Raw genomic sequence first — 25,793 nt, 5'->3', positions numbered from 1 at the left:
GCTCACGCCTGATCGAGGATCAAGAGCCGGTGCGCGCGGTGACAGATGGGGTTTGAGCCTCGGAGCCAGACTCGCTCCACCATGTGGCTGCTTCCTTACCGATGGTCTCGATCGATTGGGTCGCGTCCACCACCAGTGTGCGGTCCTCGTTATACGGAGGCTCGAGGGTCGCGAACTGGCTGTCGACCAGACTGGCCGGCATGAAGTGGCCCGGGCGATGGGAGCAGCGTTCGGTGGCGAGTTCCTTGGTCAGCTCCAGAAACACAAAGCCCAACTCCGGCACGGCTGCACGCAGACGTTCACGGTAGATAAGCTTGAGGGAGGAGCAGGTCAGTACGGGCTTTTCGCCCTTCTTTACAGCGGCGGCCACTTCTTCACCGAGGCGGGTCAGCCAGCCGGCGCGATCGTTGTCGTCGAGGGGATGGCCGTCGGTCATCTTCTTGATGTTGGCAGGAGGATGGAACGCATCACCCTCGATCAGGCGGCCGCCGCTGTTTTTAGCGATGGCCTCGCCGACGGCGCTCTTGCCGCAGCCGGAAACACCCATTACCACGATGGCGGAAATAGCATGTGGAGCAGTAGTCATAAAAACCTCGTCCCGGAGACAGCGCTGTCTTCGCCGAATGGTGTGCAAGTCCGGCGAGACTGTTTCCAGGTGTAGTCATTGTTATGGGTATCTCGCTGATCCATGAGATGCAAAACCCGGTCGTGGAATCGATCGAAAAGTTGCGGGCCTCCGTGAGATAGCGCTACCTTAGAGCCCATCCCACACAATCGCAACCCCCGCAGCTTTCTTCCAATCAGTTGGCAACGCATGACACGTATTGGTTCCCGCTCCACCGGTCGTCCCACCCTCAACGAAGTCGCCAAACTGGCCGCCGTCTCGCCGATTACCGCGTCCCGGGCCTTGCGTGGCGTGGCCACTGTGGCGCCGGAGCTGGTGGAAAAAGTCCGCGCTGCTGCGCTGAGTCTAGGCTATGTCACCAATCCTGCCGCCCGGGCGCTGGCGTCTTCGCACAGTCAGTCGGTGGTGGTGCTGGTGCCGTCGCTGTCCAACCAGTTGTTCATCGAAACCCTTGAAGCGATTCAAACGGTTCTGCGCCCGCGCGGGCTTGAAGTGGTGATCGGTAACTATCACTACTCGCCTATAGAAGAAGAGAACCTGCTGCGCAGTCATCTGTCCCACCGGCCGCGCGGTATTCTTCTGACCGGCTTTGACCGCAGCGTGGCGGCGCAGCAGTTGCTGGCGTCCAGTGGCGTGCCCTGCGTGCACATGATGGAGCTGGACCCGACCCGTGCCGAGCCCTGCGTGGGGTTTTCCCAGCAACAGGCGGGTGCCGAGGCGGCGCGGCATCTGTTGAGCCGCGGCCGGCGGCGGCTGGCGTATGTGTCGGCACAGCTGGATCCACGGGTGATTCAACGGGGCGTCGGTTTTCGCGGCGCGCTGGAGCAGGAAGGGCTGTATGACGAAGCGCTGCAATTGGCGTCGCCGCTGCCGTCGTCCATCGGTTTGGGGAGTGAGTTGTTCGCCCGTTTGATGGAAACGCACCCGGACGTCGACGGGGTGTTTTTCTGCAATGACGACCTGGCCCAGGGCGCATCGCTGGAAGCCCTGCGGCGGGGCATTCGTATTCCGGAGCAGGTGTCGCTGATCGGCTTCAACGACCTGCCGGGCTCGGCGCACATGGTGCCGCGCCTGACCTCCATCCGCACCCCGCGCGAACAGGTCGGCCAGCGCGCCGCGCAGTTACTGCTCGGCTTGCTGGACGGCACGGTTCAAGAGGCACAGGTGGATCTGGGGTTTGAACTGGTGGTGCGGGAGAGCACGTAGCTCGCTCGCACCCTTGGATCAATGCTCCTTCTTGAATGCGAGGCGGAACTCATGCAACAGCGGTTCGGTGTAGCCGCTCGGCTGCTCGCGGCCTTTGAACACCAGCGCGCTGGCGGCCTGGAAGGCCACTGACTTCTCGAAATTGCCGGCCATTGGCGTGTAAGCCGAGTCCCCGGCGTTTTGCCGGTCGACGACCTTTGCCATACGTTTCAATGCATCCTTCACGTAGTCCTCGGAGACCACGCCGTGGCGCAGCCAGTTGGCGATGTGCTGGCTGGAAATACGCAGCGTCGCGCGGTCTTCCATCAGGCCGACGTTGTGGATGTCCGGCACCTTCGAACAGCCAACGCCTTGCTCCACCCAGCGCACCACATAACCCAGCAGCCCTTGAGCGTTGTTTTCAACTTCCTCGCGAATCTGATCCTCGTTCCACTCCGCCTTCTCGACGACCGGAATGCTCAGCAGGTCCAGCAGAATGTCTTCGCTGATGCTGTCCAGGTCGACCTGTTCCAGCTCCTGCTGCACCGCTTTCACGTCCACTTTGTGGTAGTGCAGCGCGTGCAAGGTGGCCGCTGTTGGCGAAGGCACCCACGCGGTGGTCGCGCCGGATTTCGGGTGCGCGATCTTCTGCTCGAGCATGTCGGCCATCAGGTCCGGCATTGCCCACATGCCCTTGCCGATCTGCGCACGGCCGCGCAGTCCGCAGGCCAGGCCGACCAGCACGTTATTGCGCTCATACGCCTTGATCCACGGCGTGGCTTTCATGTCGCCCTTGCGCAGCATCGGCCCGGCTTCCATCGAGCTGTGCATCTCGTCGCCAGTGCGGTCGAGGAAGCCGGTGTTGATGAATGCCACCCGCGACGATGCCGCTTCGATGCACGCCTTGAGGTTGACGCTGGTGCGCCGCTCCTCGTCCATGATCCCCATCTTCAGGGTGTTGCGCGGGATCTTCAGCGCGTCTTCGATGCGGCTGAACAGCGTGTTGGCAAACGCCACTTCGTCCGGGCCGTGCATCTTCGGTTTGACGATGTAGACGCTGCCTGCGCGGGAGTTGGTGCGGTTATGCAAGTCATGCAAGGCGATCAGGCTGGTGATGACGCCGTCGAGAATGCCTTCGGGGATTTCCTTGTTGCCGTCGTAGAGGATCGCCGGGTTGGTCATCAGGTGGCCAACGTTGCGGATGAACAGCAGCGAGCGCCCGTGCAGGGTAATCGCGCTGCCGTCGGCGGCCGTGTACTGGCGGTCGGCGTTCAGGCGACGGGTGATGGTTTTGCCGTTCTTGACCAGCGCTTCGGTCAGGTCGCCTTTCATCAGGCCCAGCCAGTTGCGGTAGATCACCAGCTTGTCGTCGGCATCGACGGCGGCGACCGAGTCTTCGCAGTCGATGATGGTCGACAGCGCGGCTTCCAGCAGCAGGTCCTTGATCCCGGCCGGGTCAGTGCCACCGATCGGGCTGGCGGGGTCGATCTGGATTTCGATGTGCAGGCCGTTGTTCTTCAGCAGGATCGCATTCGGCTGGCGCGGCTCGCCCTGATAACCGACGTATTTCTCGGGCTGGGCAAGGCGCGACGGGCTGCCGTCGGCGAGGGTGACCAGCAATTCGCCGCTGTCCACCGCGTAGGCCTTGGCGCCGACGTGGGAACCGGTGGCCAGGGGCGCGGCTTCATCGAGCAGGGCGCGGGCGAAGGCGATGACTTTCTCGCCCCGCAGCGGGTTGTAACCGGCTTTAATCTCGGCGCCGTTCGCCGAGGAAATGGCATCGGTGCCGTACAGCGCGTCGTACAGCGAACCCCAGCGCGCATTGGCGGCATTAAGGGCGTAACGGGCGTTGGCAGCGGGCACCACCAATTGCGGGCCAGCCTGTTCGCTGACTTCGATATCCACCTTGTTGGTGGACACCTGGACCTGCGCCGGTACCTGCTTGAGGTAGCCGATGCTGTCGAGGAAGGCGATGTACGCCGGCATGTCAGTGACCGGGCCGGGGTTGGATTTGTGCCACTTATCCAGCTGAGCCTGTAGGCGGTCGCGCTCTTTCAGCAGTTCGCGGTTGACCGGGGCGAGGTCGTGGACCAGCGAGTCGAAATCGGCCCAGAACAGCTCCGGGGTCAGGCCTGTCCCGGGAATCACTTCCTCGTCGACAAAGCGCTTGAGGTTGGCCGCCACTTTAAGGTTGTGGCAATTGACGAACTCGGTCATCTCGGTCTCCATCATGAATTGGGTTTGCAGCGTTGCGGCAGGCGGTCGCGGCTGGCGTTATTGCGCGCTCAACGCCGCCACCCCTGCCTTGGCCACTTGCGCATCCTGGTCGGCTTTGACGCCGGACACACCTACCGCGCCGATGGTCTCTCCGTCGATGATCACCGGCACGCCGCCTTCCAGCGACGTCAGCAGTGGCGCGGTGACGAAGGCGGTACGCCCGCCGTTGACCATTTCCTCATACCCCTTGGATTCACGACGACCCAACGCCGAGGTGCGCGCTTTTTCGATGGCGATGTACCCGCCAATCGGCGCGCAGCCGTCCAGGCGCTCGAAGCCCAGCAGGTGACCACCGTCGTCCGTCACGGCGATGGACACGGCCCAGCCATTGTTCTGCGCCTCGGTGCGTGCCGCGGCGAGGATCTGGGTGACTTCGGTCTGGGTCAGTACGGATTTGGTTTTCATGCAGTTCTCCTGAAGGCAAAGGGTGTCATGAGTGTGCGTCTGATACGGAGCCAGGGCGCCTGCAATCAACTTGGAGGCAAGGCGTCCTCGATGAGTTCGATCCAGTGTTTGACCGGCGTGCGGTTGGCGCTGGCCAAGTGCGTCTGACAGCCAATGTTGGCCGTCGCGATCACGTCCGGGTTGCCGCTTTCCAGCGCGTTCATTTTGTTGTCACGCAGCTGTTTCGCGAGCACTGGCTGAGTCACCGAATAGGTGCCGGCCGAGCCGCAGCATAAGTGACTGTCGGGCACCGGTGTGAGGTTGAAGCCCAATCGGGTCAACACCGACTCAACGGCGCCGCCGAGTTTCTGCGCGTGCTGCAGCGTACACGGGCAATGGAAGGCCAGGGTCTGGCGCGTGCAAGCGCCGAGCTGTTCAAGGGGTTCGGCGCGCAGCACTTCAACCAGGTCCAAGGTGCGTTCGCTGATGGCCGCCGCTTTTTGCGCGTAAGCCGGGTCATTGCGCAGCAGGTGGCCGTAATCCTTGACGAAGGCGCCGCAACCGCTGGCGGTCTGCACGATGGCCTCGGCACCGGCCTGAATGCTTGGCCACCACGCGTCGATGTTCCGACGTGCGCGCTGCAACCCTTGTTCCTGCGCATTCAAGTGGTAATCCACGGCGCCGCAGCAACCGGCCTGGGCAATGGATGTGACGCTGATGCCCAGTCGGTCGAGCACCCTTGCGGTGGCGGCGTTGGTGTTGGGCGACAAGCCGGGTTGCACGCAGCCTTCGAGGATGAGCATCTGCCGCGCGTGCTGCCGTGTTGGCCGGGCCTTGGCGGGGCGGATGTTGCCCGGCAGCTTGGTCTTCAATGCGCCGGGCAGCAGGGGCCTGAAGGAATTGCCCAACTGTGTCAGGGATTTGAACAGACCGGCATTGGGCACCACGGCCCGCAGGCTGTCCCGCAGCAGGCGCTGGCCGAGGGGGCGCGGCACGGCGGCGTCGACCACTTCCCGGCCGATGTCCAGCAGGTTGTGGTAATCGACGCCGGAGGGGCAGGTGGTTTCACAGTTGCGGCAGGACAGGCAACGATCCAGGTGCAACTGGGTTTTCTCGGTGACTTCGCGGCCTTCCAGCACTTGCTTGATCAGGTAAATGCGCCCGCGCGGTCCATCCAGTTCGTCGCCGAGCAACTGATAGGTCGGGCAGGTGGCGTTGCAGAAACCGCAGTGCACGCAGCTGCGCAAAATGCTTTCCGCTTCCTCGCCACGGGGCAGGCTCTTGGCGTGGTCGCTCAGGGTCGTCTGCATGGTTCAGATCTCCGCGTACATTCGGCCCGGATTGAAAACTCCGTGCGGATCAAGTTGCGCCTTGAGCTGGCGGTGGTAGCGCAGCAATGGCGTGGCCAACGGCTGAAAAGGGCTGTCGTCGACGCCGTGGCTGAAGCAGGTGGCATGACCACCTGCAGCGCTGGCGATCCGCCGAATCTCGCTGCCGCTGGCGTCGGATTTCAACCAGCGTTGCGCACCGGCCCAGTCGATCAATTGATCCCCCGGCAGGTCCAGCGCCGCCGTGCTGACGGGCAATGACAGGCGCCACAGCGGCCGCCCATCGGTGAAGAACTCCAGGCGGTGTTCGTTGAGCGCGCGCCAATAAGCCGGGTCGATGGATTCGCCGCCCAGGCGTTCATGGGCCGCCGCGACCGAACCTTCGCCGCCTTCAAGACGCAAGCGCAGCACGCGGCCGTCATGGCTGGCGGCGCTGATCGGCAAGGGTTCCTGACCCCATTGCGCCAGGCGGGCGAGGGCGGTGGCGCTGTCCATTTCCAGCGCAATGCTGGTGCACAGTCGCGGCTTGGGCAGGACTTTCAATGAGACTTCGGTGATCAGGCCCAGGCAACCGAAACTGCCGGCCATCAGGCGCGACAGGTCGTAGCCGGCGACGTTTTTCATCACCTCGCCGCCGAAGCGCAAATGCTTGCCGAGACCTGTGATCACCCGCGTGCCCAAAACGAAATCCCGCACCGAGCCTGACCACGGCCGGCGCGGCCCGGATAAACCCGCTGCAACCATCCCGCCCACGGTCCCGTCGCCTGCGCCGCTAGCGTCTGCATCGCCACGGCTATAGCTCGGTGGCTCGCAGGGCAGCATCTGACCGGCGTCTTCCAGCGCGGCATTCAGCACCGACAACGGCGTCCCGGCGCGGGCGGTGATCACCAGTTCGGTTGGGTCGTAGGTGACGATGCCACTGTGGATGCGCGTATCGAGCACGTCACCGGCCACCTCACGACCCAGGAATACCTTGCTGTTGGCGCCTTGAATGCGCAGCGGCAGGGCGGACTGAATCGCCTGATTGACCTGTTCCAGCAGTGCGTCGCTCGCATCGCGCTCCTGGGCCACGAAGGCTGGCTGACGTTGGGCATCCATCAGAAACGCTCCAGTTCAGGGAAGGGCAGCTTGCCCATGTGCACGTGCATGGCACCGAATTCGGCGCAGCGGTGCAGGGTGGGGATGTTCTTGCCGGGGTTGAGGGTGCCGGCCGGATCGAACGCGGCTTTTACCGCGTGAAACAACGTCAGCTCGTCACTGTTGAATTGCGCGCACATCTGATTGATCTTCTCGCGGCCCACGCCGTGCTCGCCGGTGATGCTGCCGCCGACTTTCACGCACAGCTCCAGAATCTTTCCGCCCAATGCCTCTGCGCGGTCCAGTTCACCGGGTTGGTTGGCGTCGAAGAGGATCAACGGGTGCATGTTGCCGTCGCCGGCGTGGAAAACGTTGGCGACTCGCAGGCCGTATTCTTCCGACAGTGCGGAAATCCCCTTCAACACGCCGGGCAATTCCCGACGCGGGATGGTGCCGTCCATGCAGTAGTAATCCGGCGACAGCCGACCGACTGCCGGGAAAGCGTTCTTGCGCCCGGCCCAGAAACGCACACGTTCGGCTTCGTCCTTTGCCTGGCGGATCTCGGTGGCGCCGGCGTTTTCCAGCACGGCGCGAACCCGGTCGCAATCGGCGTGAACGTCAGCTTCCACGCCATCGAGTTCGCACAGCAGGATGGCTTCGGCGTCGACCGGGTAGCCGGCGTGGATGAAGTCTTCAGCGGCGCGAATAGCGAGGTTGTCCATCATTTCCAGGCCGCCGGGGATGATTCCTTCGGCGATGATGTCACCCACCGCGCGCCCGGCTTTTTCCACCGAGTCGAAGGCGGCCAGCAGCACCCGCGCCACTTGGGGTTTGGGCAGCAGTTTGACGGTGACCTCGGTGATCACGCCGAGCATGCCTTCGGAACCGGTGAACAGCGCCAGCAAGTCGAAGCCCGGTGAATCCAGCGCGTCAGAGCCCAACACCATGTGCTCGCCCTCGACCGTGAGGATGTCGACCTTGAGCAGGTTGTGCACGGTCAGGCCGTATTTCAGGCAATGCACGCCGCCGGCGTTTTCCGCGACGTTGCCGCCGATGGAGCAGGCAATTTGCGAAGAGGGATCAGGCGCGTAATAGAGGTCGTAGGGCGCGGCGGCCTGGGAGATGGCCAGATTGCGCACGCCGGGCTGCACGCGGGCATAGCGCCCGGCGGGGTCGATGTGCAGGATTTTATTGAAGCGCGCCATCACCAGCAGCACGCCTTTTTCCAGGGGCAGGGCGCCGCCGGACAGTCCGGTTCCGGCACCGCGCGCCACCACCGGCACGCCGCGCTCGTGGCAGACCTTCAGCAGCGTCTGCACCTGCTCGATGCGCTGGGGCAGCACCACCAGCATCGGCGTCGTGCGGTACGCGGAGAGGCCGTCGCATTCGTAGGGGCGCAGTTCTTCCTCGCGGTGGAGGATGTCCAGATCAGGCAGGCGGGATTGCAGCGCGTGCAGCAGCTGTTGTTTGTCGATGACCGGCAGGACGCCGTCGACGCGTTCGTCGTACAGGATATTCATGATGGGTTAGCAACCCTGTCTTGTTTTTATTGGAGGCCCGTTCCGTGACGGAACGTGAATGGCTGGCTTGCATCATTGGCTCAGCGGGGCTTAGTGTCTACCGGGTGGAGCGGTGGTCGAACCAGTTTATTGAAGAGAGGTGATGAAATTTCCGGCTAATTGCCTTTTTTATCAGTGAGATAGCTTGGCGCGCGGTATTCGTCATTTTTAGGGTTGCCCGTGGTCATACCAGTGCTCAGTGCTTCTGGCCTAGTCTTTTAAAGCACTCAAGGAAGTCCGAACCATGCAAACCACTCAAGCCCAACGCCCGCAGCAGGTCGCCGATGTGGTCAGCGAGCGCATTGAGCGGCTGATTGTCGATGGAGTGCTCAAAGTCGGTCAGCTGTTGCCTTCCGAACGGCGGCTGACCGAAAAGCTCGGTGTGTCGCGCACCGCCCTGCGCGAGGGCCTGCAGCTGCTGCGCGCCAGGGGCATCATCGAAACCCGCCAGGGCAAGGGCTCGTTCGTCGCGCAAATGGGCGGGCTCGGGCTGACCGCCAATTCGCCGCTGATGCACTTGTTCGCCTCCCAGCCGCGCACGCTGTATGACCTGTTCGAGGTGCGCAGCCTGCTGGAAGGGGAGTCTGCGCGGCTCGCGGCGTTGCGCGGCACTGACGCGGATTTTGTGCTGATCACCCGCGCCTACGACGCACTGGTCGCCGGCCACGATCACCCCTTGCCCGCGTCCGAACACGCGCGGCTCGATCATGCGTTTCACCTGGCCATCTGCGAAGCGTCCCACAACCCGGTGCTGGTGCAGACCCTGCGTTCGTTGACGGATCTGCTGCTGAACACGGTGTTCGCCTCGGTCAACAACCTCTATCACCGTGACGCCCAGAAGCGGCAGATCGATCGCCATCACGCTCGGCTTTATAACGCCGTGACCGGGCGGTTGCCTGAGCAGGCGCGCAAAGCGGCCGTGGCGCATATCCAGAACATCTGCGACAACCTGCGGGAGATCGAAAGCGAGGAGCAACGGCTGGTGCGCGCCACCCTGCGACTGGAGGGCTGGGCCTGAGCCACGCGGGAGGTTTACGGGTGTGGACCTTGGCTTGACACCCATCCCGTATTGCCGCAGCTTACGCATTGCGTAAGTCGCTTACGCCGTAGTGAAAACCAAAACAACAATAACAGGCCATTCCCGTGGATCTTTTCACCTACTACCGATCGACCTCGAGCTACCGGGTGCGCATTGCCCTGGCGCTGAAAGGTCTCGCGTTCAACCCACTGCCGGTCAACCTGATCCGCGACGGCGGCGAACACCACATGCCCGATTACCTGGCTATCAACCCCCAAGGCCGCGTTCCCTCTTTGAGGCTGGACGACGGCGAGGTGATCATCCAGTCCATGGCGATCATCGAATACCTCGAAGAATTATCCCCTGAACCTGCATTGCTCCCCGACGCGCTGCTCGACCGCGCGCGCCATCGGCAGGTCGCCGCCCTGATCGGCTGCGACATCCACCCGTTGCACAATGTGGCGGTGCTCAATCGCCTGCGCGGCATGGGCCACGACGAAGGCGACGTGACGGCGTGGATCGGCCACTGGATCGGCGAAGGTTTCGCTGCGGTGGAGGCACTGATTGGCGACACTGAGTTTTGCTTTGGCGCGGTTGGCCTGGCCGATGTGTACCTGTTGCCCCAGGTGTATGCGGCAAGGCGCTTCAACGTGGACATGATCCCGTTCCCGCGAATTTGCCGGGTCGAAGCGCTGGCCTTGCAGCATCCCGCGTTTCAGACCGCCCATCCCGATGCGCAATCGGACACGCCGGAGTAATCTTTCCCCCATGAAAAGCTTCGGTCTGCAACTCATCTTCGGCGACTTTCTCGCCCGCAGCGTGCGGGGGATTTCCTGCGCGCCACCCGCTGAATCGTGATTCGAGCCGCTGTGCCTCTCACTATTTAGCAGGAGCAAGACCGTGACTGATCTCTACGAAAACCCGATGGGCCTGATGGGCTTTGAATTCATCGAATTCGCCTCGCCCACCCCGAACGTGCTGGAGCCGGTGTTCCAGATCATGGGCTTCACCAAAGTCGCCCATCACCGCTCCAAGAACGTGTCGCTCTACCGTCAGGGCGCGATCAACATCATCCTTAACAACGAGCCGAACAGCGAAGCGTCCTACTTCGCTGCGGAGCACGGTCCTTCCGTGTGCGGCATGGCCTTCCGGGTCAAGGATTCGCAACTGGCCTACAAGCGCGCGCTGGAACTCGGCGCCCAGCCTGTGGAAATCGGCACCGGGCCGATGGAGCTTCGCCTGCCGGCAATCAAGGGCATTGGCGGCGCGCCGTTGTACCTGATCGACCGTTTCGGTGAAGGCACCTCGATCTACGACATCGACTTCGTGTACCTCGAGGGCGTCGACCGTCACCCCAAGGGCGCCGGTCTGCAATTCATCGATCACCTGACCCACAACGTCTATCGCGGGCGGATGGCCTATTGGGCGAACTTCTACGAGAAGCTGTTCAACTTCCGCGAGCTGCGCTATTTCGACATCAAGGGCGAGTACACCGGCCTGACCTCGAAAGCGATGACCGCGCCGGACGGCATGATCCGCATCCCGCTGAACGAGGAATCCTCAAAGGGCGCCGGGCAGATCGAAGAGTTTTTGATGAAGTTCAACGGCGAAGGGATTCAGCACGTCGCGTTCTTCACCGAAAACCTGATCGACACCTGGGACCGGCTCAAGGCGCTGGGCATGCGCTTCATGACCCCGCCGCCGGACACCTACTACGAAATGCTCGAAGGCCGTCTGCCCAACCACGGCGAGCCCGAGCATGAGCTGAAAGCGCGGGGGATTCTGCTGGACGGCAACTCCGAAGGCGGCAGTCAGCGTCTGCTGCTGCAAATCTTCTCGGAAACCCTGATGGGGCCGGTGTTCTTCGAATTCATCCAGCGCAAGGGCGACGATGGCTTCGGCGAGGGCAATTTCAAGGCGCTGTTTGAGTCGATCGAACGGGATCAAGTGCGCAGGAGAGTGTTGGCGGTGGATTGAAGTACGCAGCCCGATTTGGTGCACGCGATATGTCTGTAGGACCGGCTGCAGCCGGGAAGAGGCCGGTTTGAACACCATCAATTTTGTGGCGTAACCGCCGACGTCTTCCCGGCTAAAGCCGGTCCTACACGAGGAACGCGGTCCCTCAGTGGGAACGCGCTCCTGCCCTTTGTGATCCTGACCAATCACTCCAGCCGCGGCATTTCCCCACCCATCCGCGCGCTGATGGCCTGTGCCGTTTGCAGCAGTTTCTGCGCGGCCGTCGCCTGGCGCTGATCGGTAAACACCGACGCCGAACCCACCACCGTCACCACACCCACCAGCTTGTTGCCCATGGCAAACACCGGCGACGACACCGCGTTGACGCCGGCCATCAACATCCCGTGAATCTGATGCACCCCGGTGCTGCGGATTTCGTGGACGTGCCGATCGATCTCCTTCAACTGCGCTGCATTCAACGAGACTGATTCCGCCTCTCTCAACGCGGCGGTTTCGGTCGGCGACAGAAAGGTGTCGAACACCAGCCCGGTGGACGAACCGAGCAGCGGCAGCACCGAACCGATCTGCGTGACCAGGGTGACCGCCCCCAGCGACTGCTCGACGTACACCACCGTCGGGCCTTTGTTGCCCCACACGGCCAGAAAGCAGGTTTCGTTGAGTTCGTCGCGCAGGGCGATCAGGGCCGGGGCAGAGGTTTTCAGCACATCCAGTTGGCTCAGTGCCGCCAGCCCGACCTGCAAGGCGGAGCGCCCCAGCCGGTAATGGTTGCTGGCCGGGTCCTGTTCGGCAAAACCGCTGTCCACCAGCGCTTGCAGGTAGCGATGCACCTTGCTGGCCGGCATGCCGACGTATTCGGCGAGTTTCGACAGTGACGTGGCAGGCACCAGTTCGGCCAGCGCCTTGAGGATGCCGACGCCGACCTCAGCCGACTGGACTTTCTGCTGGCGCGGCGCGGTGGCGGGGGTGGAATCGTCGGTCATGGAAGGGAGGCCCCCGGTCTGGAAAGGCTGCTTTATAGCTTGACCCTTCTGCAAACTCAAATTACGTTATGCGTAACACGCTTACGATAAAAACAATAAGAGGTCGTCATGTCGACAGCACCCCGGTCCGAGTCCCTGCGCTACCAGTGCGGATTCGGCAATCAATTCAGCAGCGAGGCGATGCCGGGCGGTTTGCCCCACGGGCAGAACTCGCCGCAGCGTCATCCGCTGGGCCTCTACGCCGAGCAATTCTCCGGGACCGCGTTCACCGTCCCCCGCGCCGAAGCCCGACGCTCCTGGCTCTATCGCATTCAACCCTCCGCCGCGCACCCTCGTTTTCAGCGCCTTGAGCGGCAGATCCCCGGTCAGCAGCAAGGCCCGGTCACACCCAATCGCCTGCGCTGGAATGCGTTCGACGTCCCCGCCGAACCCACCGATTTCATCGACGGCCTGCATGCCCTGGCCAGCACCTCGTCTACCGAACAGGCCGAGGGCGTAAGCGTCTACGTCTACACCGCCAACCGCTCCATGCAGCGCGCGTTCTTCAGCGCCGACGGCGAGTGGCTGATCGTCCCCCAACAGGGCCGATTGCGCATCACCACCGAGTTGGGCCTGCTCGACATTGAACCCCAGGAAATCGTCGTGCTGCCCCGTGGTTTGAAATTCAGCGTCGAGTTGCTCGACGGCACAGCGCGGGGCTATCTCTGCGAGAACCACGGCTGCCCCCTGCGCCTGCCGGACCTCGGGCCGATCGGCAGCAACGGCCTGGCCAATCCCCGGGATTTCCAGATCCCCCACGCGCATTTTGAAGACAGCGCACAGCCCACCGTGCTGGTGCAGAAATTTCTCGGCGAACTGTGGGCCACCACGCTGGGTCATTCCCCCTTCGATGTCGTCGCGTGGCATGGCAACAACGTCCCGTATAAATACGATCTGCGCCTGTTCAACACCTTGGGCACCGTGAGTTACGACCATCCCGACCCGTCGATCTTCACCGTGCTGACCTCGCCGGGCGTTGTCGACGGTCAGGCCAACGTCGATTTTGTGATTTTCCCGCCGCGCTGGATGGTGGCGGAAAACACCTTCCGGCCACCGTGGTTCCACCGCAACCTGATGAACGAATTCATGGGCCTGATCGACGGTGCCTACGACGCCAAGGCCGCAGGTTTCATGCCCGGCGGCGCGTCGCTGCACAACTGCATGAGCGCCCACGGCCCGGACAATGCCAGCGCCGAGAAGGCCATCGCCGCCGAGCTGACGCCGCACAAGATCGAGCAGACCATGGCCTTCATGTTCGAGACCGGCAAAGTTCTGCGCCCCAGCTATCACGCGCTGGAATGCCCACAGCTGCAAAGCGACTACGATGCCTGCTGGGATGGCATCGCCAGAACGTTCAAGCCTTTTGACACGGACAGCCAACGATGAGCACTCCACAGCATCCGCGCAGCTGGGTGACCAGCGCCAACGACCATCCTGATTTCCCCCTGCAAAACCTGCCCTTGGGCGTGTTCAGCCGCCCCGGTTTCGGCAAGCGCGGCGGCGTGGCCATCGGCGATTTCGTTCTGGACCTGCAGACGGCCCTTGAGGCCAGCCTGTTCAATGGCGCCGCGCGGGTGGCCGTCGAAGCCGCCTGTCGCGGGCAGTTGAACGACTTTTTCGCCTTGGGTGGTTCGTCGCGCCAGGCCCTGCGCAACGAATTGCTGCACTTGCTCGACGAAAAAACACTGCAGCGTGAACGCTTGCAGGCCATGGGGGATCGCCTGCTGGTGCCAATGGCGGACTGCCAGATGCACATGCCTGCGCAGGTCGGCGACTACACCGATTTTTACGTCGGCATTCATCACGCGATGAACGTCGGCAAGCTGTTCCGCCCGGACAATCCGCTGTTGCCGAACTACAAATACGTGCCGATCGCTTATCACGGCCGGGCGTCGACGCTGGGTGTGTCCGGGATGCCGATCAGGCGCCCCAGCGGGCAGACCTTGAAACCGGGCGCCGAGACACCGGACTTCGGGCCGAGCAAGCGCCTGGATTACGAACTGGAAGTGGGCGTGTGGATCGGGCAGGGCAACGAGGCCGGCGAGCCTGTCCCCATCGGCAAGGCGGGTGAGCACATCGCCGGTTTCTGCTTGCTGAACGACTGGTCGGCCCGGGACCTGCAGGCCTGGGAATACCAGCCGCTGGGGCCGTTTCTGTCGAAGAGTTTTGCCACGAGCATTTCGCCGTGGGTGGTCACGGCCGAGGCGCTGGCGCCGTTTCGTGCGGCCCAACCGACGCGTCCCGAGGGTGACCCGCAGCCGATGGCTTATCTGTTCGACGAGCAGGATCAGGCCGGGGGCGCGCTGGACATCGAGCTGGAAGTGCTGCTGCTTACCGCGCGGATGAAAGAGCAGGGCGTCGCGCCGCAACGGTTGGCCCTGAGCAACACGCTGAACATGTACTGGACCGTCGCGCAGATGGTGGCCCACCACAGCGTCAACGGCTGCAAGCTGCAAGCGGGCGATCTTTTCGGCACCGGCACCTTGTCAGGCCCGCAACCCGGTCAGCTCGGCAGCTTGCTGGAAATGACCGAAGGCGGAAAACGCGCCGTCGAATTGTCCAACGGCGAGACGCGGACCTTCCTGCAAGCGGGCGATGAGGTGATCCTCAAAGCGCGCTGCCGCAAGGACGGTGAAGTGAGTATCGGGTTTGGCGAATGCCGTGGGGTGGTGGTGGGCTAAAGCCAGTCCACTGGCACAGCGCATGCTCTGAGTAGGGCCACGCACTTTTAGTGGGACCGGCTTCAGCCGGGAAAGCGTCATACGTGACACCCCGTAATTGATGGCGTCTCCATGGGCGTCTTCCCGGCTAAAGCCAGTCCTACGGTCGAGGTCACCGCCCATTTCTCTGAGCGCATGGGATGTTAGTAGGACCGGCTTCAGCCGGGAAGAGGCCAGTGTGTGCAGCTCAGATTTGCGGTGTGGCGCCCGACGTCTTCCCGGCTAAAGCCAGTCCTACAGAATCAACCAAAGCCACCCACCAACGACCCACTGCGCGGCAAGAACCTCCCTTGCCGTTCCCCCTGCGGTTTGCCTTCGGCGTAGCTCAAATGCCCGTTCACCCACACCGCATCAATCCCCTCGGCAGCGCGCTTGGGTTCTTTGAAATCTGCCACATCGCGCACGGTTTCGGCGTTGAACAGCACCAGATCCGCGCAATACCCTTCGCGCACGAACCCGCGATCATGCAGCCCGAAGCGTGTGGCGGTCAGTCCGGTCATCTTGTGCACGGCGGTGTGCAGCGGGAACAGCCCCAGATCCCGACTGAAATGTCCAAGCACCCGGGGAAACGCACCCCACAGGCGCGGGTGTGGGAAGGGGTCTTCCGGCAGACCGTCCGAACCGATCATCGACAGCGGGTGCTTCATGATCCGCTGCACGTCGTTCTCGTCCATGCCGTAATACACGGCGCCAGCGGGTTGCAGTTTTCGTGCGGCCTCCACCAGCGACAGGCCCCAGTCGGCGGCGATGTCCTTCAGCTCGCGGCCGCCCTGGTCCGGGTGCGGCGTCGACCAGGTGATGGTGATCGGGAACGCATCCGTGACCTGCTTTAAATCCAGCGTTGAAGAGCTGGCCGCATAGGGATAGCAATCGCAGCCCACCGGGTGGCTCAGCGCGGCGTTTTCCAGGGACGCCAGCAGCTGCGGGCTGCGGCCCCAGTTGCCGGCGCCCGCGCATTTCATATGGGAAATAACCACCGGTGATCGGGCGTGACGGCCGATCGCGAACGCCTCGTCCATGGCCTCCAGCACCGGCTCGAACTCACTGCGCAGATGAGTCGTGTACACCGCGCCGAACGCCGTGAGCTCCTCGGCCAGCTGCTTGACTTCGTCGGTCTCGGCCGAGTAAGCCGAGGCGTAGGCCAGACCGGTGGACAGGCCCAGCGCACCGTCCGCCAGGCTGTCGCGCAATTGCCAGCGCATGGCGCTGATTTCATCAGCGCGCGCCGTTCGAAAAAGATCGTCCATGTGATTGCTGCGCAGGGCGGTATGGCCGATCAGCGCCGCCACATTGACCGCCGGCCGCGCCGCGTCCACCGCGTTGCGGTAGTCGATGAAGCGCGGATAAACGAACGCGGCGGCGGGCCCCAGCAGGTTCATCGGGTCCGGCGGATCGCCCGCGAGCGTTACCGGCGAGGCGCTGATGCCGCAGTTGCCGACGATTACCGTGGTCACGCCCTGGGTGATCTTCGGCAGCATCGCCGGCTGGCGAATCACCACGGTGTCGTCGTGGGTGTGCACGTCGATGAAACCCGGCGCCAGCACGCGGCCGGCGGCGTTTATTTCTTCGCGGGCGGAGACGTCGCGGAGGTCACCGATGCGCTGGATGCGGCCGTCGCGGATGGCCACATCGGCTCGGTAACCGGGGGTATCGCTGCCGTCGATCACCAGCGCGTCGCGAATGATCAGGTCGTAAAGCATGGGGTCAGTCTCCAAGGGGCAGGCCGTCGTCGCCGCCGCGGTAGTCATCCAGCGCGAGTTTGATCCGTCGCAGCCGTTCGCGGTTGGCGTCGGGCGCCGTCAGCGCCAGTTCGGTGGCCAGCACGTCGATGGTCAGCAGCATGCCGTAGCGCGCGGCGGTGGGTTTGTAGATGAAATGGGTTTCGGCGATCTGCAGCGGCAGCAAGACATCCGCCCGTTCCGCCAGCGGGGAGCCGGGCAGGGTGATGGCGAGAATCTTCGCGCCGTAACTACGGGCCAGATCCACTGCGTCGAGCAGTTCAGGGGGGCGCCCGCTCAGTGAGCAGACAATGACGCAGTGCTCGGGGCCAAGGGTTGCGGCGATCAGGCGCATCATCACCGGGTCGCGGCTGGCGGCAATCGGGTAGCCGAGGCGCACCAGACGGGTCTGCAGTTCTTCGCTGCACAGGCTGGACGCGCCGCCCATGCCGAAGCTGTGAATCATCCGCGCTGGCGTCAGCAGAGCCACCGCCGCCTGGAAGCGCGACTCATCGAAACCGGCCAGATGCTGGCGCAGGGTGGACTCGATGTCGCCGACGATCTGGGTGAAAAACGCCGACTGTTCCGGCGCCTGCTCCGGGGTGAGGAAGCGGTTGCCCACGGCGCTGGCCTGGGCCAGTTGCAGGCGCAGGTCGCGCAGGTCCTTGCAGCCCACCGTACGGGCGAAGCGTGACAGCGTGGCGCTGCTGACCTCGGCACGGGCGGCGAGGTCGTCGAGGCTGGCGCTGGCGGCAAAGGCCACGTCGCTGAGCACCAGCCTGGCGATGCGGCCTTCCCCGGCGCTGAAAGAGTCCTGACGGGCGCGGATCTGGTAAAGAATGTCCACTCAGATCACCTGCGCCAGCCCGAGGGTCAGGACGAAAGCAATCACCGATATCAGCGTTTCCAGCACCGTCCAGGTTTTGAAAGTCTGTGCCACGGTCATGTTGAAATACTCCTTGATCAGCCAGAACCCGCCGTCGTTGACGTGGGAAAAAATCACCGAGCCCGCGCCGGTTGCCAGCACCAGCAACTCCGGATGGGGATAGCCCAGACCCAGCGCGACGGGGGCGACGATGCCGGACGCGGTGGTCATCGCCACGGTGGCCGAGCCGGTGGCGACGCGCATCAGTGCGGCGAACAGCCAGCCCATCAACAGCGGCGACAGATGCCAGTCCTGCGCCAGACCGACAATCTCGTTGGTCACGCCACTGTCGACCAGAATCCGGTTCAGACCGCCGCCGGCGCCCACCAGCAACGTAATGCTGGCCGTTGGTGCCAGGCACTCCTGGGTGAATTTCAGGATCGAATCCCGGGAGAAGCCCTGGGCAATCCCCAAGGTCCAGAAGCTTAGTAACGTGGCCAGCAGCAGCGCGATCACCGAGTTGCCGATGAACAGCAGGAAGCTGTTGAAGCCGCTGCCCGGCGTGGCAATCAGGTTGGCCCAGCCACCCAGCAGCATCAGTACGACCGGCAGCAGAATGGTCGCCATGGTGATGCCAAAGCTTGGCAGTTGGGCGCGGGGTTCGCGGTCGAGAAATTGTTTGGCCAGCGGGTTTTCATCGGGCAAGTGAATGTGCGGCACGATGAAGCGCGCGTAGATCGGGCCGGCAATGATCGCGGTGGGGATGCCGATGAGGATGGCGTAGAACAGGGTCTGGCCGACCGACGCCTGATAGGCCTGCACCGCCAGCATCGCGGCCGGGTGCGGCGGTACCAGGGCGTGGACCACCGAGAGGCCGGCGACCATGGGCAGCCCGACCATCAGAATCGACACGCCGACCCGACGTGCGACGGTGAAAGCGATGGGCACCAACAGCACGAAACCGACTTCGAAAAACAGCGGCAGCCCCACGAGAAAGGCGATGCAGACCATCGCCCAGTGCGCGTTGCGCTCGCCAAAGCGGTCGATCAAGGTGCGCGCCACCTGCTCGGCGCCGCCGGATTCGGCCATCATCTTGCCGAGCATGGTGCCCAGCGCCACAACCAGCGCGATGTGCCCCAGCGTCTTGCCTACGCCGCCCTCATAGGACGCAACGACGGCATTGGCCGGCATCCCGGCGACCAGGGCGAGGCCGACGGACACCAGGGTGATGACGATAAACGGATTGAGACGAAACCGCGCGATAAGCACGATCAAGGCAATGATCGCGACGGCGGCGTAGACCAACAGAGACAGGCCGGTTGACGGAGGCATGCAACGGATTCCTTGCTGAGGATGAGGAGGTCAGGGCTTGGGCGGCGGCGGGGCTGAGACTGTCGAGCTGAAACAGGGCAGGACTCCCCCGCGCAGTGGCGTTAACCGGTGCGCAGCCAGGCGGTGAAAACGATCTCGGCAGTGGGTGTTGCAAGCGCCATCAGCGGCGAAAGAAGAGCAGGGGCGGGACGATCACAGGCAGTCATTATTGTTATCTCTGATTTCGTGATGAAAATTAAATTACACGAAACAGTATAAAAATATCAATTCGTGAAAATTAATTTCTCCTTGAGCCTTGCCTTGTAACGCATCTCAGTCACGCAAGCTCACTCCCACAGGTCTCAAGGCGCGCCCCGGATTTCCCGGTCGCTGCAACCCATTAGTGGCAGCTTGTAGCGGCCAAGCCATGCCGCGCTGAAACGCTCTCGATACGCCTGGGGCGTCACCGATACCGCGCGCATGAAGCTGCGGCGCAATGTCTCTTCCGTGCCGAAACCGCAGCGGTCGGCGATGCGCTTGATTGGCAGCGCGCTGTCCCCCAACAGACGCCGGGCCGCTTCGACGCGCAACTGCTCGATGGCCCGCGCTGGCGTGTTGCCGGTGTGGGCGCGGTAGTGGCGGACGAAGCTGCGCTCGCTCATGCCGACCTGAGCCGCCAGCGTGCCGACGGACAGGTCGCTGGCCAGGTTGTCGAGAATCCAGGCGTGCAGGTCGCCAAACCGGCTGCCCTGATCGCGGGTCTGGTGCTGCATCGACAGCGCCGTGCTGAATTGCGATTGCCCGCCCGGGCGCTTGAGAAACACCACCAGATCCCGCGCGACGGCCAGTGCGATGTCGCGGCCCAGGTCCGCCTCGACCATCGCCAGCGCCAGATCGATGCCTGCCGTCACCCCGGCCGACGTCCACAGTTTGTCCTCGTTGATGAAGATCGGGTCCGGGTCGACGCGCAGATGCGGGAAGCACCGCGCCAGTTCGTCGCAACTGTCCCAGTGAGTGACCACCCGATGACCGTCCAGCACGCCGGCCGCGGCGAGCAAAAATGCGCCGGTACACACTGACGCCACGCGCCGGGCACTGGCGGATTGCGTTCGCACCCAGTCCACCAGAACCGGGTCCAGCAGCGCCGTGTGCACCGCGCCGCCACCGGCGATGATCAGCGTGTCCGAAGGCGTGGACGGCAGCGGGTGAGTGAGCAGTCCGAGCCCGGCGGAGGAGATCACGCTGCCGGGGTCGCGAGCGATAACCTCGGGCCGGTAAGGGATTTTTTTCAGGCCGGCTTCCTGCGCCATGACGTTGGCCGAGGCGAACACCTGCAGCGGTCCGGTGACGTCGAGTAACTGAACGTTGGGAAAGGCCAGAACATGAACCGGCCTGGGCTGATGGGGCATGGCGCGCTCACTGTGAAGATTGGCGTGAATTGTTGGCTTTATGGCGTATCCGCCAGAGGCTAGCCCTCTACAGTGCTTTCGTCCAGCCGCTGGCCTTCAGGTGCAACCGGCTGCTCGGCTCACGCATTCAGATGACCCACGTTTAAACGATAAGGAACACGCCATGACCCTGCATATCGGCCTGCTGGTATTCCCCAAAGTCCAGCAACTGGACCTGACCGGTCCCTACGATGTTTTCGCCACCATGCCCGGCGTGGTCGTGCACCTGGTCTGGAAAGATCTCGAGCCGCTGCAGTCCAGCACCGGCCTCACCCTTGTCCCGACCGCGACCTTCGCCGACTGCATCGACCTCGACGTGATCTGTGTGCCGGGCGGGGTAGGCGTCGATGCATTGATGGAAGATGCGCAAACCCTGGCGTTCATCCGGCATCAGGCCGCGACGGCTCAGTACGTGACCTCGATCTGCACCGGCGCGTTAGTGCTCGGCGCGGCCGGGCTGTTGAAAGGCCGCCGCGCCACCACCCACTGGGCGTCCCATTCACTGCTGGAGCAATTCGGCGCGATTCCGGTACACGAGCGCGTGGTGCGCGACGGCAACCTGATGACCGGCGGCGGCGTGACGGCGGGGATCGATTTTGCGTTGACGCTGATCAGCGAGGTGTTCGATCCGGATACCGCCCGGACCATTCAGCTGCAACTGGAGTACGCACCGGCGCCGCCTTACGATTCGGGGCGACCGGACACGGCCCCGGCGAATATCGTCGGCGTCGCCATTGATCGCGCCATGCAGGGTTTGCTGGCCCGTCGGCAGATCGTCGAGCGCGTCACGGCGGCCATGGACTAACGGGCAGTAGTGGACCGAGATTTGTCGAGCGGGATTTCATACCAGCACAGGAACAGGTCGAGGGCCGACTCCACCACTTCGCGTTGCTTGTCCGGCGCGAGCAGGGGTTCGTTGAGGGTGACTTGCGGCCAGAAGGCGAAGGCCTTGAGCAACGCATGGATCTGCGACGCGGCGAACACCGGCTCGACGGCCTTGAGGCGGCCGTCCTGCTGGGCGCCGCGCACCCAGACGGTGAAGGTTTCTTCGCGCTGATTGAGTCGGCTGACCCAGACCTGCGCGCGATCGGGGGAGTGGATGGTCGCGCCGATGGCCACGCGGGCCAGGTCGATGAAATTGCTGTCGCCGAGGGTTTTCATTTTCGCGTCGAGCAATTCGCGCAGTTGATCGCGCAGGGGCACGCCGGGTTTGTACACCGCATCGGTCTGCGTCGCGGCGGAGGACCACAGACGATGGAGCATTTCGGAAAACAGCTCTTCCTTGCTGGGGAAGTGGTTGTAGACCGTGCGCTTGGAGACCTCCGCCCGGGCGGCGATGCGGTCCATGCTGGTGACCTCGAAACCGTTGTCGCGAAATTCGGCTATCGCCGCTTGAACAATGGCTTCGCGTTTACGGTCGGTCAGTCGCAGTGGGGCAGTCATGGATTCGCTTCTGTGAGGTGAGCCGGGCAACGAAGTCACCCGGCAAGAAAATTACACCGGGCAGTTTACTTCTCTTTGCCCATCGTGCAAGCTTGAAACTACACTGTGTAGTGTAGAAGCGGCCGGAAGCTTCAAGTTTTAAGCTTCAAGCTAAAGCCACGGCCGAAGCCAAAGCGCAAGGCGTACGTCATGCTCTTGCAGCTTGCAGCTTGCAGCTTGCAGCTCGCACAGCACCACCTTCACCCGTTTCATGGAGTCAGCACCCTCATGGCCTCGATCGACAAACACCTTGATTCACATCCTGCGCTGCCCGTCCTGACTCGGCGTGAAGGCCGCTATTTCAATCACAAGCCGATGGCGCGCTCAGGCTTCGTCAAGACCCTGCGCATCTTCTGGAACGCCCTGTTCAACAAGCCCCACCACACCCGCCCGGCCGGCGAGATACCGGTTCAGCCGCTGTCGCGCCAGCAACTGTTGGCGGCGCCCGACAACACGGTCTATCGGCTCGGCCATTCCACCGTGCTGCTGAAACTGCGCGGTGAATACTTCCTCACCGACCCCGTCTTCGCTGACCGTGCCTCGCCGGTGCAGTGGGCCGGTCCGCGGCGCTTCCATCAGCCGCCGATCAGCCTTGCAGACCTGCCACCCCTGAAAGCAGTGATCCTGTCCCACAACCATTACGACCACCTCGATCACATGACCATCCAGGTGCTCAAGGACAAGGCCGAGCATTTCATCACGCCGCTGGGGGTAGGGGACACGCTGATCGAGTGGGGTGTGCCGGCGGCCAAGGTTCAGCAGTTGAACTGGTGGCAGTCGACCGATATTCATGGCATTCGCTTTGTGGCAACGCCGGCGCAGCACTTTTCAGGGCGTACGTTGCGGGACGGCAATCAGACGCTCTGGGCGTCGTGGGTGATGCTCGACGGCGAGCAGCGGATCTTCTTCAGCGGCGACACCGGTTATCACGACGGCTTCAAGTTGATTGGCGAGCAGTACGGCCCGTTCGACCTGACGCTGATGGAAACCGGCGCCTACAACGAAGACTGGCCAGACGTGCACATGCAGCCCGAAGAAACGCTGCAGGCGCACATCGACCTGCTCGGCAAGTGGCTTTTGCCGATTCACAACGGCACCTTCGACCTGGCGATGCACGCCTGGCACGAGCCGTTCGACCGGATTCTCGCGCTGGCGTGGGACCGCAGCATCTCCATCACCACCCCGGAAATGGGCCAGCCTTTTTACGTGCAGTACCCAAGTCGGGGCGAGGCGTGGTGGCTGAAGGTGGAGACCGCTGAGCAGCCTGCAACCAGCCGCTGCGCAAAGCAGCAAAGTGATCGTCAGCAGGCCACCAGCCGCGGCTGATGCCGCTGGTTCAGGGTTTGGCGTCGGTCGCGTCTGCCGGATGCTCCGTTTCCGGTGGTCGCTGTTGTTCACCACTTTGATTGGCTTGTTTGTGTTCCTCGCCGACCTTGCCTGCGTTTTCAGGCTTGTGGTCGAGGTCTTCGCGGTTGGACTCTTTATCAGGCATGGCGCCCTCCGGTATGCGGATAAATGAATGACGCTGAAGTGCGTGCTCAATCACCGATCTGGTTGATCAGCATCTGCGCTTCATCTTTGAACAGCGGTTGTTTCATGCGTTCGGCGAGCATCGCCATGGGCCGTTCGCGCCCACAGCTGACCACGGCCGCCACCACATTCTGCTTGCAGAAAAGCGCCAGGAAGTCGAACCGCTCCGCTTCGCCCAGGTAGACGATGTCGTCCCAGTCCTCTGCGTGGCCGAGATAATCCAGGCGCTTTTCAAAATGGTAGGTCCAGAAATACGGCACGTCGGTGTAATGCCGGTCTTCGCCGAGCATATTGCCCGTCGCGATACGTGCCTGCTGTTGGGCAAGCCGCCAGTGCTCGATGCGCTGCGGCTGGAGGTTGAGTGGAAAGGTGGCGATATCGCCTGCTGCCCACACATCCTTGCCTGCGCGCATGCCGTCGTCGACGGGGAGTGAGCCGTCTTCCTCCAGCTGAAGACCGTCGATGAAATGCGTGACCGGACTTACACCGACGCCAACCAACGCCAGATCCACCTGCAGTCGTTCACCATTGCTGAGCACGGCGGTCTGCAGCACCTGCTGGCCGTCCCGTTCAACGCCTTCGAAGCGACTGACATCGACGTGGGTGCGGAACAACACGCCGTTTTGCTCATGCAGCGCGCGCAGCGCCTTGCCGATGCGCTCGCCCAGGAGGCGGACAAACGGCACTTCGTGATGGGCCAGAATCGTGACGTTCACACCCTGTGTGCGCAACGCCGACGCCGCTTCCAGCCCGATAAAACTGTCGCCCACGACCAACGCGTGGCTGCCGGAGTGGACCGCCGCGAGAATTCGGCTGGCGTCATCGCGGCTGCGCAGCGTCAGCACCTGCGGCAGATCGGCGCCCTCCACAGGCAGCGCGCAGGGCTCGGCGCCCGTGGTGACCAGCGCCGCGTCATAGTCAAAGCGGCGCCCGTCCGCCAAGGTCACGCGCTTGTTGATGACGTCCAGCTTTATCACCTCGCCGTGCACCCGCTCGATGCGGTTATCCAGGTAAAACGCCTCCTCGCGCAGGGCAGGGATTTCATCGGTTTTCATTTCGGCGGACAGCACAAATTTGCTGAGCGCCGTGCGGTCGTAGCCGGGCGCGGCTTCTCTGTCGATGAGCCGTAATTGACCATTGAAGCCTTTTTCCCTCAACGCGCAGGCCGCCGCTGTGCCCGCGGCCCCGGCGCCAATGATGACGAAGCGGCGGCTGTCCTCGGCCAGTGTCGGCGTGTGAACGGCCATGGGCTGGTCATCGACGTGCACCTGGCCTTCGATGAGTTGAACGGGGTAACGGATAAGGGCGTCCAGGGCGGGCGGTTCGCACAGGTGGCCGTCGTCGATGGAAAATTCGGCTTTGTGCCAGGGGCAGATCAGGTGACCGTTGCAGATGGCGCCGTCCGCCAGGGGGGCGCCGGCGTGGGGGCAGAAGGCTTGAAACGCGCGGACTTCTTCGCCGTGCAGAACCAGTAGCGCCTTGGTTTCGCCAAACTCGACCTGGAGACCGCGGTCTCGATGAAGCTCGGTCAGGGTGGCGACTCGATGCAAAGGCATGTGCGCTTCCTCGTGGGCTTATTATTGGGCTTATCAGCGTTTAGTTGGGAGTGGGCCGGCGGGGGAGAGGTTCAGGGAATTATCCAGTGGTCGGTCGGGCGGGCGCTCCGTCGGCAGCCACTGCCAGAGGAACGCCCGACGCCTGTGCTCATTCCAGCGCGGCAGATTATTGAGTCAGCTTCAGCCGCTCATGCCAGTCGGCAATCGACTCTTCAGGGTAGGCCTCGAACTGCTGGTCATGGGGCCCTGCGGCCACTTCCACCCACGCCGCTTTGGAGTTCAGCAGCAGGTGGGTGTGCTCCGGCGGGGTCGGCAACGTCGTGTCGATGGCCGATGCGAAGGGATGAATCAGCGCCGGCCAATCGGGGCTGAACAACCACAGACCGCTGCCGCACCGCTTGCAGAAATGCCGTTCGGCGCTGCTGATGTGGGTTTCGTGACCGTCGTCATCGCGCATTTTGGCGTGGTAGATGGCGATGTTGTCCTTGCCTTCGACGGTGAGGGTTTTCGCGTCGCCGCCCAGGTTGATCGCGTAACCGCCGCCACCTTGGGTCTTGCGGCAGATCGAGCAGTAGCAGCGCTGATAAGGATAGGGATGGGCGCTTGTCAGGCTGAATGCGACAGCGCCGCAGTGGCAGGAACCTTCCAGATGCATGATTCACCTCGGTTCAAATGGGGTATGGGGCTCAAGGGTCTAGACCCCGCATGCTGGCA

The 25,793-nt window shown here is 63.2% G+C and carries 23 protein-coding genes; 8 read left to right on the top strand and 15 right to left on the bottom strand.

Annotated elements, in window-relative coordinates; genetic code table 11:
- Positions 1 to 19: 19 nt before the first annotated feature.
- Positions 20 to 547, bottom strand: a complete 528-nt coding sequence (locus IFT99_RS19005; RefSeq protein ID WP_192134338.1) for a gluconokinase — start codon at positions 545 to 547, stop codon at positions 20 to 22.
- A 267-nt stretch (positions 548 to 814) separates the two neighbouring features.
- On the opposite strand from IFT99_RS19005, the gene IFT99_RS19000 reads away from it, so the two are divergent.
- Positions 815 to 1,831, top strand: a complete 1,017-nt coding sequence (locus IFT99_RS19000; RefSeq protein WP_065989526.1) for a LacI family DNA-binding transcriptional regulator — start codon at positions 815 to 817, stop codon at positions 1,829 to 1,831.
- A gap of 18 nt (positions 1,832 to 1,849) precedes the next feature.
- On the opposite strand, the gene IFT99_RS18995 is transcribed toward IFT99_RS19000, so the two are convergent.
- The 5 genes from IFT99_RS18995 to glcD all read right to left on the bottom strand — a co-directional run bounded on the left by IFT99_RS18995 (position 1,850) and on the right by glcD (position 8,396).
- Positions 1,850 to 4,027, bottom strand: coding sequence for a malate synthase G (locus tag IFT99_RS18995; RefSeq protein ID WP_192134303.1), 2,178 nt, complete (start codon positions 4,025 to 4,027; stop codon positions 1,850 to 1,852).
- Positions 4,028 to 4,084: 57 nt separating this feature from the next.
- Entirely contained in the window at positions 4,085 to 4,492 is a 408-nt protein-coding gene (locus tag IFT99_RS18990; protein ID WP_192134301.1) for a heme-binding protein, read from the bottom strand.
- Between the two features lie 65 nt (positions 4,493 to 4,557).
- On the bottom strand, positions 4,558 to 5,781 hold the full coding sequence (gene glcF / locus IFT99_RS18985) for a glycolate oxidase subunit GlcF (protein ID WP_192134299.1): 1,224 nt from the start codon (positions 5,779 to 5,781) through the stop codon (positions 4,558 to 4,560).
- A gap of 3 nt (positions 5,782 to 5,784) precedes the next feature.
- Positions 5,785 to 6,897: a glycolate oxidase subunit GlcE gene (glcE, locus tag IFT99_RS18980; protein ID WP_192134297.1), complete on the bottom strand. Its 1,113-nt coding sequence runs from the start codon at positions 6,895 to 6,897 to the stop codon at positions 5,785 to 5,787.
- The gene (gene glcD, locus IFT99_RS18975) at positions 6,897 to 8,396 is read right to left on the bottom strand and encodes a glycolate oxidase subunit GlcD (RefSeq protein WP_192134295.1); all 1,500 of its coding nucleotides are present in this window, start codon (positions 8,394 to 8,396) and stop codon (positions 6,897 to 6,899) included. Before glcD ends, glcE begins: the two co-directional genes overlap by 1 nt.
- A gap of 283 nt (positions 8,397 to 8,679) precedes the next feature.
- On the opposite strand from glcD, the gene glcC reads away from it, so the two are divergent.
- The 3 genes from glcC (at position 8,680) to hppD (ending at position 11,430) form a co-directional block, all read left to right on the top strand.
- Positions 8,680 to 9,453, top strand: a complete 774-nt coding sequence (glcC, locus tag IFT99_RS18970) for a transcriptional regulator GlcC (RefSeq protein WP_192134293.1) — start codon at positions 8,680 to 8,682, stop codon at positions 9,451 to 9,453.
- Between the two features lie 125 nt (positions 9,454 to 9,578).
- Positions 9,579 to 10,211, top strand: coding sequence for a maleylacetoacetate isomerase (maiA, locus tag IFT99_RS18965; protein ID WP_192134291.1), 633 nt, complete (start codon positions 9,579 to 9,581; stop codon positions 10,209 to 10,211).
- Positions 10,212 to 10,353: 142 nt separating this feature from the next.
- On the top strand, positions 10,354 to 11,430 hold the full coding sequence (gene hppD, locus IFT99_RS18960; protein WP_192134289.1) for a 4-hydroxyphenylpyruvate dioxygenase: 1,077 nt from the start codon (positions 10,354 to 10,356) through the stop codon (positions 11,428 to 11,430).
- A 185-nt stretch (positions 11,431 to 11,615) separates the two neighbouring features.
- Here hppD and IFT99_RS18955 read toward each other — a convergent pair whose 3' ends face one another.
- A complete protein-coding gene (locus tag IFT99_RS18955) occupies positions 11,616 to 12,410 on the bottom strand; it encodes an IclR family transcriptional regulator (protein WP_192134287.1) in 795 nt (264 codons plus the stop codon).
- A 108-nt stretch (positions 12,411 to 12,518) separates the two neighbouring features.
- Here IFT99_RS18955 and hmgA point away from each other — a divergent pair, with 108 nt between their 5' ends.
- A complete protein-coding gene (hmgA, locus tag IFT99_RS18950) occupies positions 12,519 to 13,835 on the top strand; it encodes a homogentisate 1,2-dioxygenase (protein WP_192134285.1) in 1,317 nt (438 codons plus the stop codon).
- Complete coding sequence (gene fahA / locus IFT99_RS18945) at positions 13,832 to 15,130, top strand: fumarylacetoacetase (RefSeq protein ID WP_192134283.1); 1,299 nt, start codon at positions 13,832 to 13,834, stop codon at positions 15,128 to 15,130. The genes hmgA and fahA overlap by 4 nt, the downstream gene beginning before the upstream one ends.
- A 281-nt stretch (positions 15,131 to 15,411) precedes the next feature.
- Here the strand turns inward: fahA and IFT99_RS18940 are convergent, their stop codons facing one another.
- From IFT99_RS18940 to IFT99_RS18925, 4 genes are all read right to left on the bottom strand, one after another.
- Positions 15,412 to 16,869: an N-acyl-D-amino-acid deacylase family protein gene (locus IFT99_RS18940; RefSeq protein ID WP_192134281.1), complete on the bottom strand. Its 1,458-nt coding sequence runs from the start codon at positions 16,867 to 16,869 to the stop codon at positions 15,412 to 15,414.
- A gap of 4 nt (positions 16,870 to 16,873) precedes the next feature.
- Positions 16,874 to 17,734 (bottom strand): SIS domain-containing protein, encoded by an 861-nt coding sequence (locus IFT99_RS18935; RefSeq protein WP_192134279.1) that lies wholly within the window; start codon positions 17,732 to 17,734, stop codon positions 16,874 to 16,876.
- Positions 17,735 to 19,084 carry a GntT/GntP/DsdX family permease gene (locus IFT99_RS18930; RefSeq protein WP_065989551.1) on the bottom strand — a complete coding sequence of 450 codons (1,350 nt, stop codon included), beginning with the start codon at positions 19,082 to 19,084 and terminating at the stop codon, positions 17,735 to 17,737. It abuts the gene before it with no gap.
- Positions 19,085 to 19,425: 341 nt separating this feature from the next.
- Positions 19,426 to 20,472: a GlxA family transcriptional regulator gene (locus IFT99_RS18925; RefSeq protein WP_192134277.1), complete on the bottom strand. Its 1,047-nt coding sequence runs from the start codon at positions 20,470 to 20,472 to the stop codon at positions 19,426 to 19,428.
- Positions 20,473 to 20,635: 163 nt separating this feature from the next.
- Between IFT99_RS18925 and IFT99_RS18920 the strand changes: the two genes are divergently transcribed.
- Complete coding sequence (locus IFT99_RS18920) at positions 20,636 to 21,316, top strand: DJ-1/PfpI family protein (protein WP_192134274.1); 681 nt, start codon at positions 20,636 to 20,638, stop codon at positions 21,314 to 21,316.
- Here IFT99_RS18920 and IFT99_RS18915 read toward each other — a convergent pair.
- Positions 21,313 to 21,954, bottom strand: a complete 642-nt coding sequence (locus IFT99_RS18915) for a TetR/AcrR family transcriptional regulator (protein WP_065989556.1) — start codon at positions 21,952 to 21,954, stop codon at positions 21,313 to 21,315. The genes IFT99_RS18920 and IFT99_RS18915 overlap by 4 nt on opposite strands.
- A 267-nt stretch (positions 21,955 to 22,221) precedes the next feature.
- Here IFT99_RS18915 and IFT99_RS18910 point away from each other — a divergent pair, with 267 nt between their 5' ends.
- Complete coding sequence (locus tag IFT99_RS18910) at positions 22,222 to 23,319, top strand: MBL fold metallo-hydrolase (protein WP_192134272.1); 1,098 nt, start codon at positions 22,222 to 22,224, stop codon at positions 23,317 to 23,319.
- 10 nt (positions 23,320 to 23,329) lie between these two features.
- On the opposite strand, the gene IFT99_RS18905 is transcribed toward IFT99_RS18910, so the two are convergent.
- The 3 genes from IFT99_RS18905 to IFT99_RS18895 all read right to left on the bottom strand — a co-directional run bounded on the left by IFT99_RS18905 (position 23,330) and on the right by IFT99_RS18895 (position 25,734).
- Positions 23,330 to 23,485 (bottom strand): hypothetical protein, encoded by a 156-nt coding sequence (locus tag IFT99_RS18905; RefSeq protein ID WP_167355798.1) that lies wholly within the window; start codon positions 23,483 to 23,485, stop codon positions 23,330 to 23,332.
- A 46-nt stretch (positions 23,486 to 23,531) separates the two neighbouring features.
- Positions 23,532 to 25,079: an FAD-dependent oxidoreductase gene (locus tag IFT99_RS18900; RefSeq protein ID WP_192134270.1), complete on the bottom strand. Its 1,548-nt coding sequence runs from the start codon at positions 25,077 to 25,079 to the stop codon at positions 23,532 to 23,534.
- Between the two features lie 166 nt (positions 25,080 to 25,245).
- The gene (locus tag IFT99_RS18895; RefSeq protein ID WP_192134268.1) at positions 25,246 to 25,734 is read right to left on the bottom strand and encodes a GFA family protein; all 489 of its coding nucleotides are present in this window, start codon (positions 25,732 to 25,734) and stop codon (positions 25,246 to 25,248) included.
- Positions 25,735 to 25,793: the final 59 nt, after the last annotated feature.

The sequence above is a fragment of the Pseudomonas sp. CFBP 8772 genome, from assembly GCF_014841665.1.
In the GTDB taxonomy this organism is placed as follows: domain Bacteria; phylum Pseudomonadota; class Gammaproteobacteria; order Pseudomonadales; family Pseudomonadaceae; genus Aquipseudomonas; species Aquipseudomonas graminis_B.
The sequence above is the reverse complement of the archived record's forward strand: the minus strand, read 5'-3'. Positions and strand labels throughout refer to the sequence as shown.

Coding starts and splice junctions, on each gene's coding strand:
- IFT99_RS18955 (WP_192134287.1), bottom strand. CDS start 12,410: ATGACCGACGATTCCACCCCCGCCACCGCGCCGCGCCAGCAGAAAGTC.
- hmgA (WP_192134285.1), top strand. CDS start 12,519: ATGTCGACAGCACCCCGGTCCGAGTCCCTGCGCTACCAGTGCGGATTC.
- IFT99_RS18920 (WP_192134274.1), top strand. CDS start 20,636: ATGACCCTGCATATCGGCCTGCTGGTATTCCCCAAAGTCCAGCAACTG.
- IFT99_RS19005 (WP_192134338.1), bottom strand. CDS start 547: ATGGGTGTTTCCGGCTGCGGCAAGAGCGCCGTCGGCGAGGCCATCGCT.
- IFT99_RS19000 (WP_065989526.1), top strand. CDS start 815: ATGACACGTATTGGTTCCCGCTCCACCGGTCGTCCCACCCTCAACGAA.
- fahA (WP_192134283.1), top strand. CDS start 13,832: ATGAGCACTCCACAGCATCCGCGCAGCTGGGTGACCAGCGCCAACGAC.
- IFT99_RS18915 (WP_065989556.1), bottom strand. CDS start 21,954: ATGACTGCCCCACTGCGACTGACCGACCGTAAACGCGAAGCCATTGTT.
- IFT99_RS18900 (WP_192134270.1), bottom strand. CDS start 25,079: ATGCCTTTGCATCGAGTCGCCACCCTGACCGAGCTTCATCGAGACCGC.
- IFT99_RS18995 (WP_192134303.1), bottom strand. CDS start 4,027: ATGACCGAGTTCGTCAATTGCCACAACCTTAAAGTGGCGGCCAACCTC.
- glcD (WP_192134295.1), bottom strand. CDS start 8,396: ATGAATATCCTGTACGACGAACGCGTCGACGGCGTCCTGCCGGTCATC.
- IFT99_RS18930 (WP_065989551.1), bottom strand. CDS start 19,084: ATGCCTCCGTCAACCGGCCTGTCTCTGTTGGTCTACGCCGCCGTCGCG.
- IFT99_RS18990 (WP_192134301.1), bottom strand. CDS start 4,492: ATGAAAACCAAATCCGTACTGACCCAGACCGAAGTCACCCAGATCCTC.
- IFT99_RS18925 (WP_192134277.1), bottom strand. CDS start 20,472: ATGCCCCATCAGCCCAGGCCGGTTCATGTTCTGGCCTTTCCCAACGTT.
- glcF (WP_192134299.1), bottom strand. CDS start 5,781: ATGCAGACGACCCTGAGCGACCACGCCAAGAGCCTGCCCCGTGGCGAG.
- IFT99_RS18910 (WP_192134272.1), top strand. CDS start 22,222: ATGGCCTCGATCGACAAACACCTTGATTCACATCCTGCGCTGCCCGTC.
- IFT99_RS18940 (WP_192134281.1), bottom strand. CDS start 16,869: ATGCTTTACGACCTGATCATTCGCGACGCGCTGGTGATCGACGGCAGC.
- glcE (WP_192134297.1), bottom strand. CDS start 6,897: ATGGATGCCCAACGTCAGCCAGCCTTCGTGGCCCAGGAGCGCGATGCG.
- IFT99_RS18905 (WP_167355798.1), bottom strand. CDS start 23,485: ATGCCTGATAAAGAGTCCAACCGCGAAGACCTCGACCACAAGCCTGAA.
- IFT99_RS18895 (WP_192134268.1), bottom strand. CDS start 25,734: ATGCATCTGGAAGGTTCCTGCCACTGCGGCGCTGTCGCATTCAGCCTG.
- glcC (WP_192134293.1), top strand. CDS start 8,680: ATGCAAACCACTCAAGCCCAACGCCCGCAGCAGGTCGCCGATGTGGTC.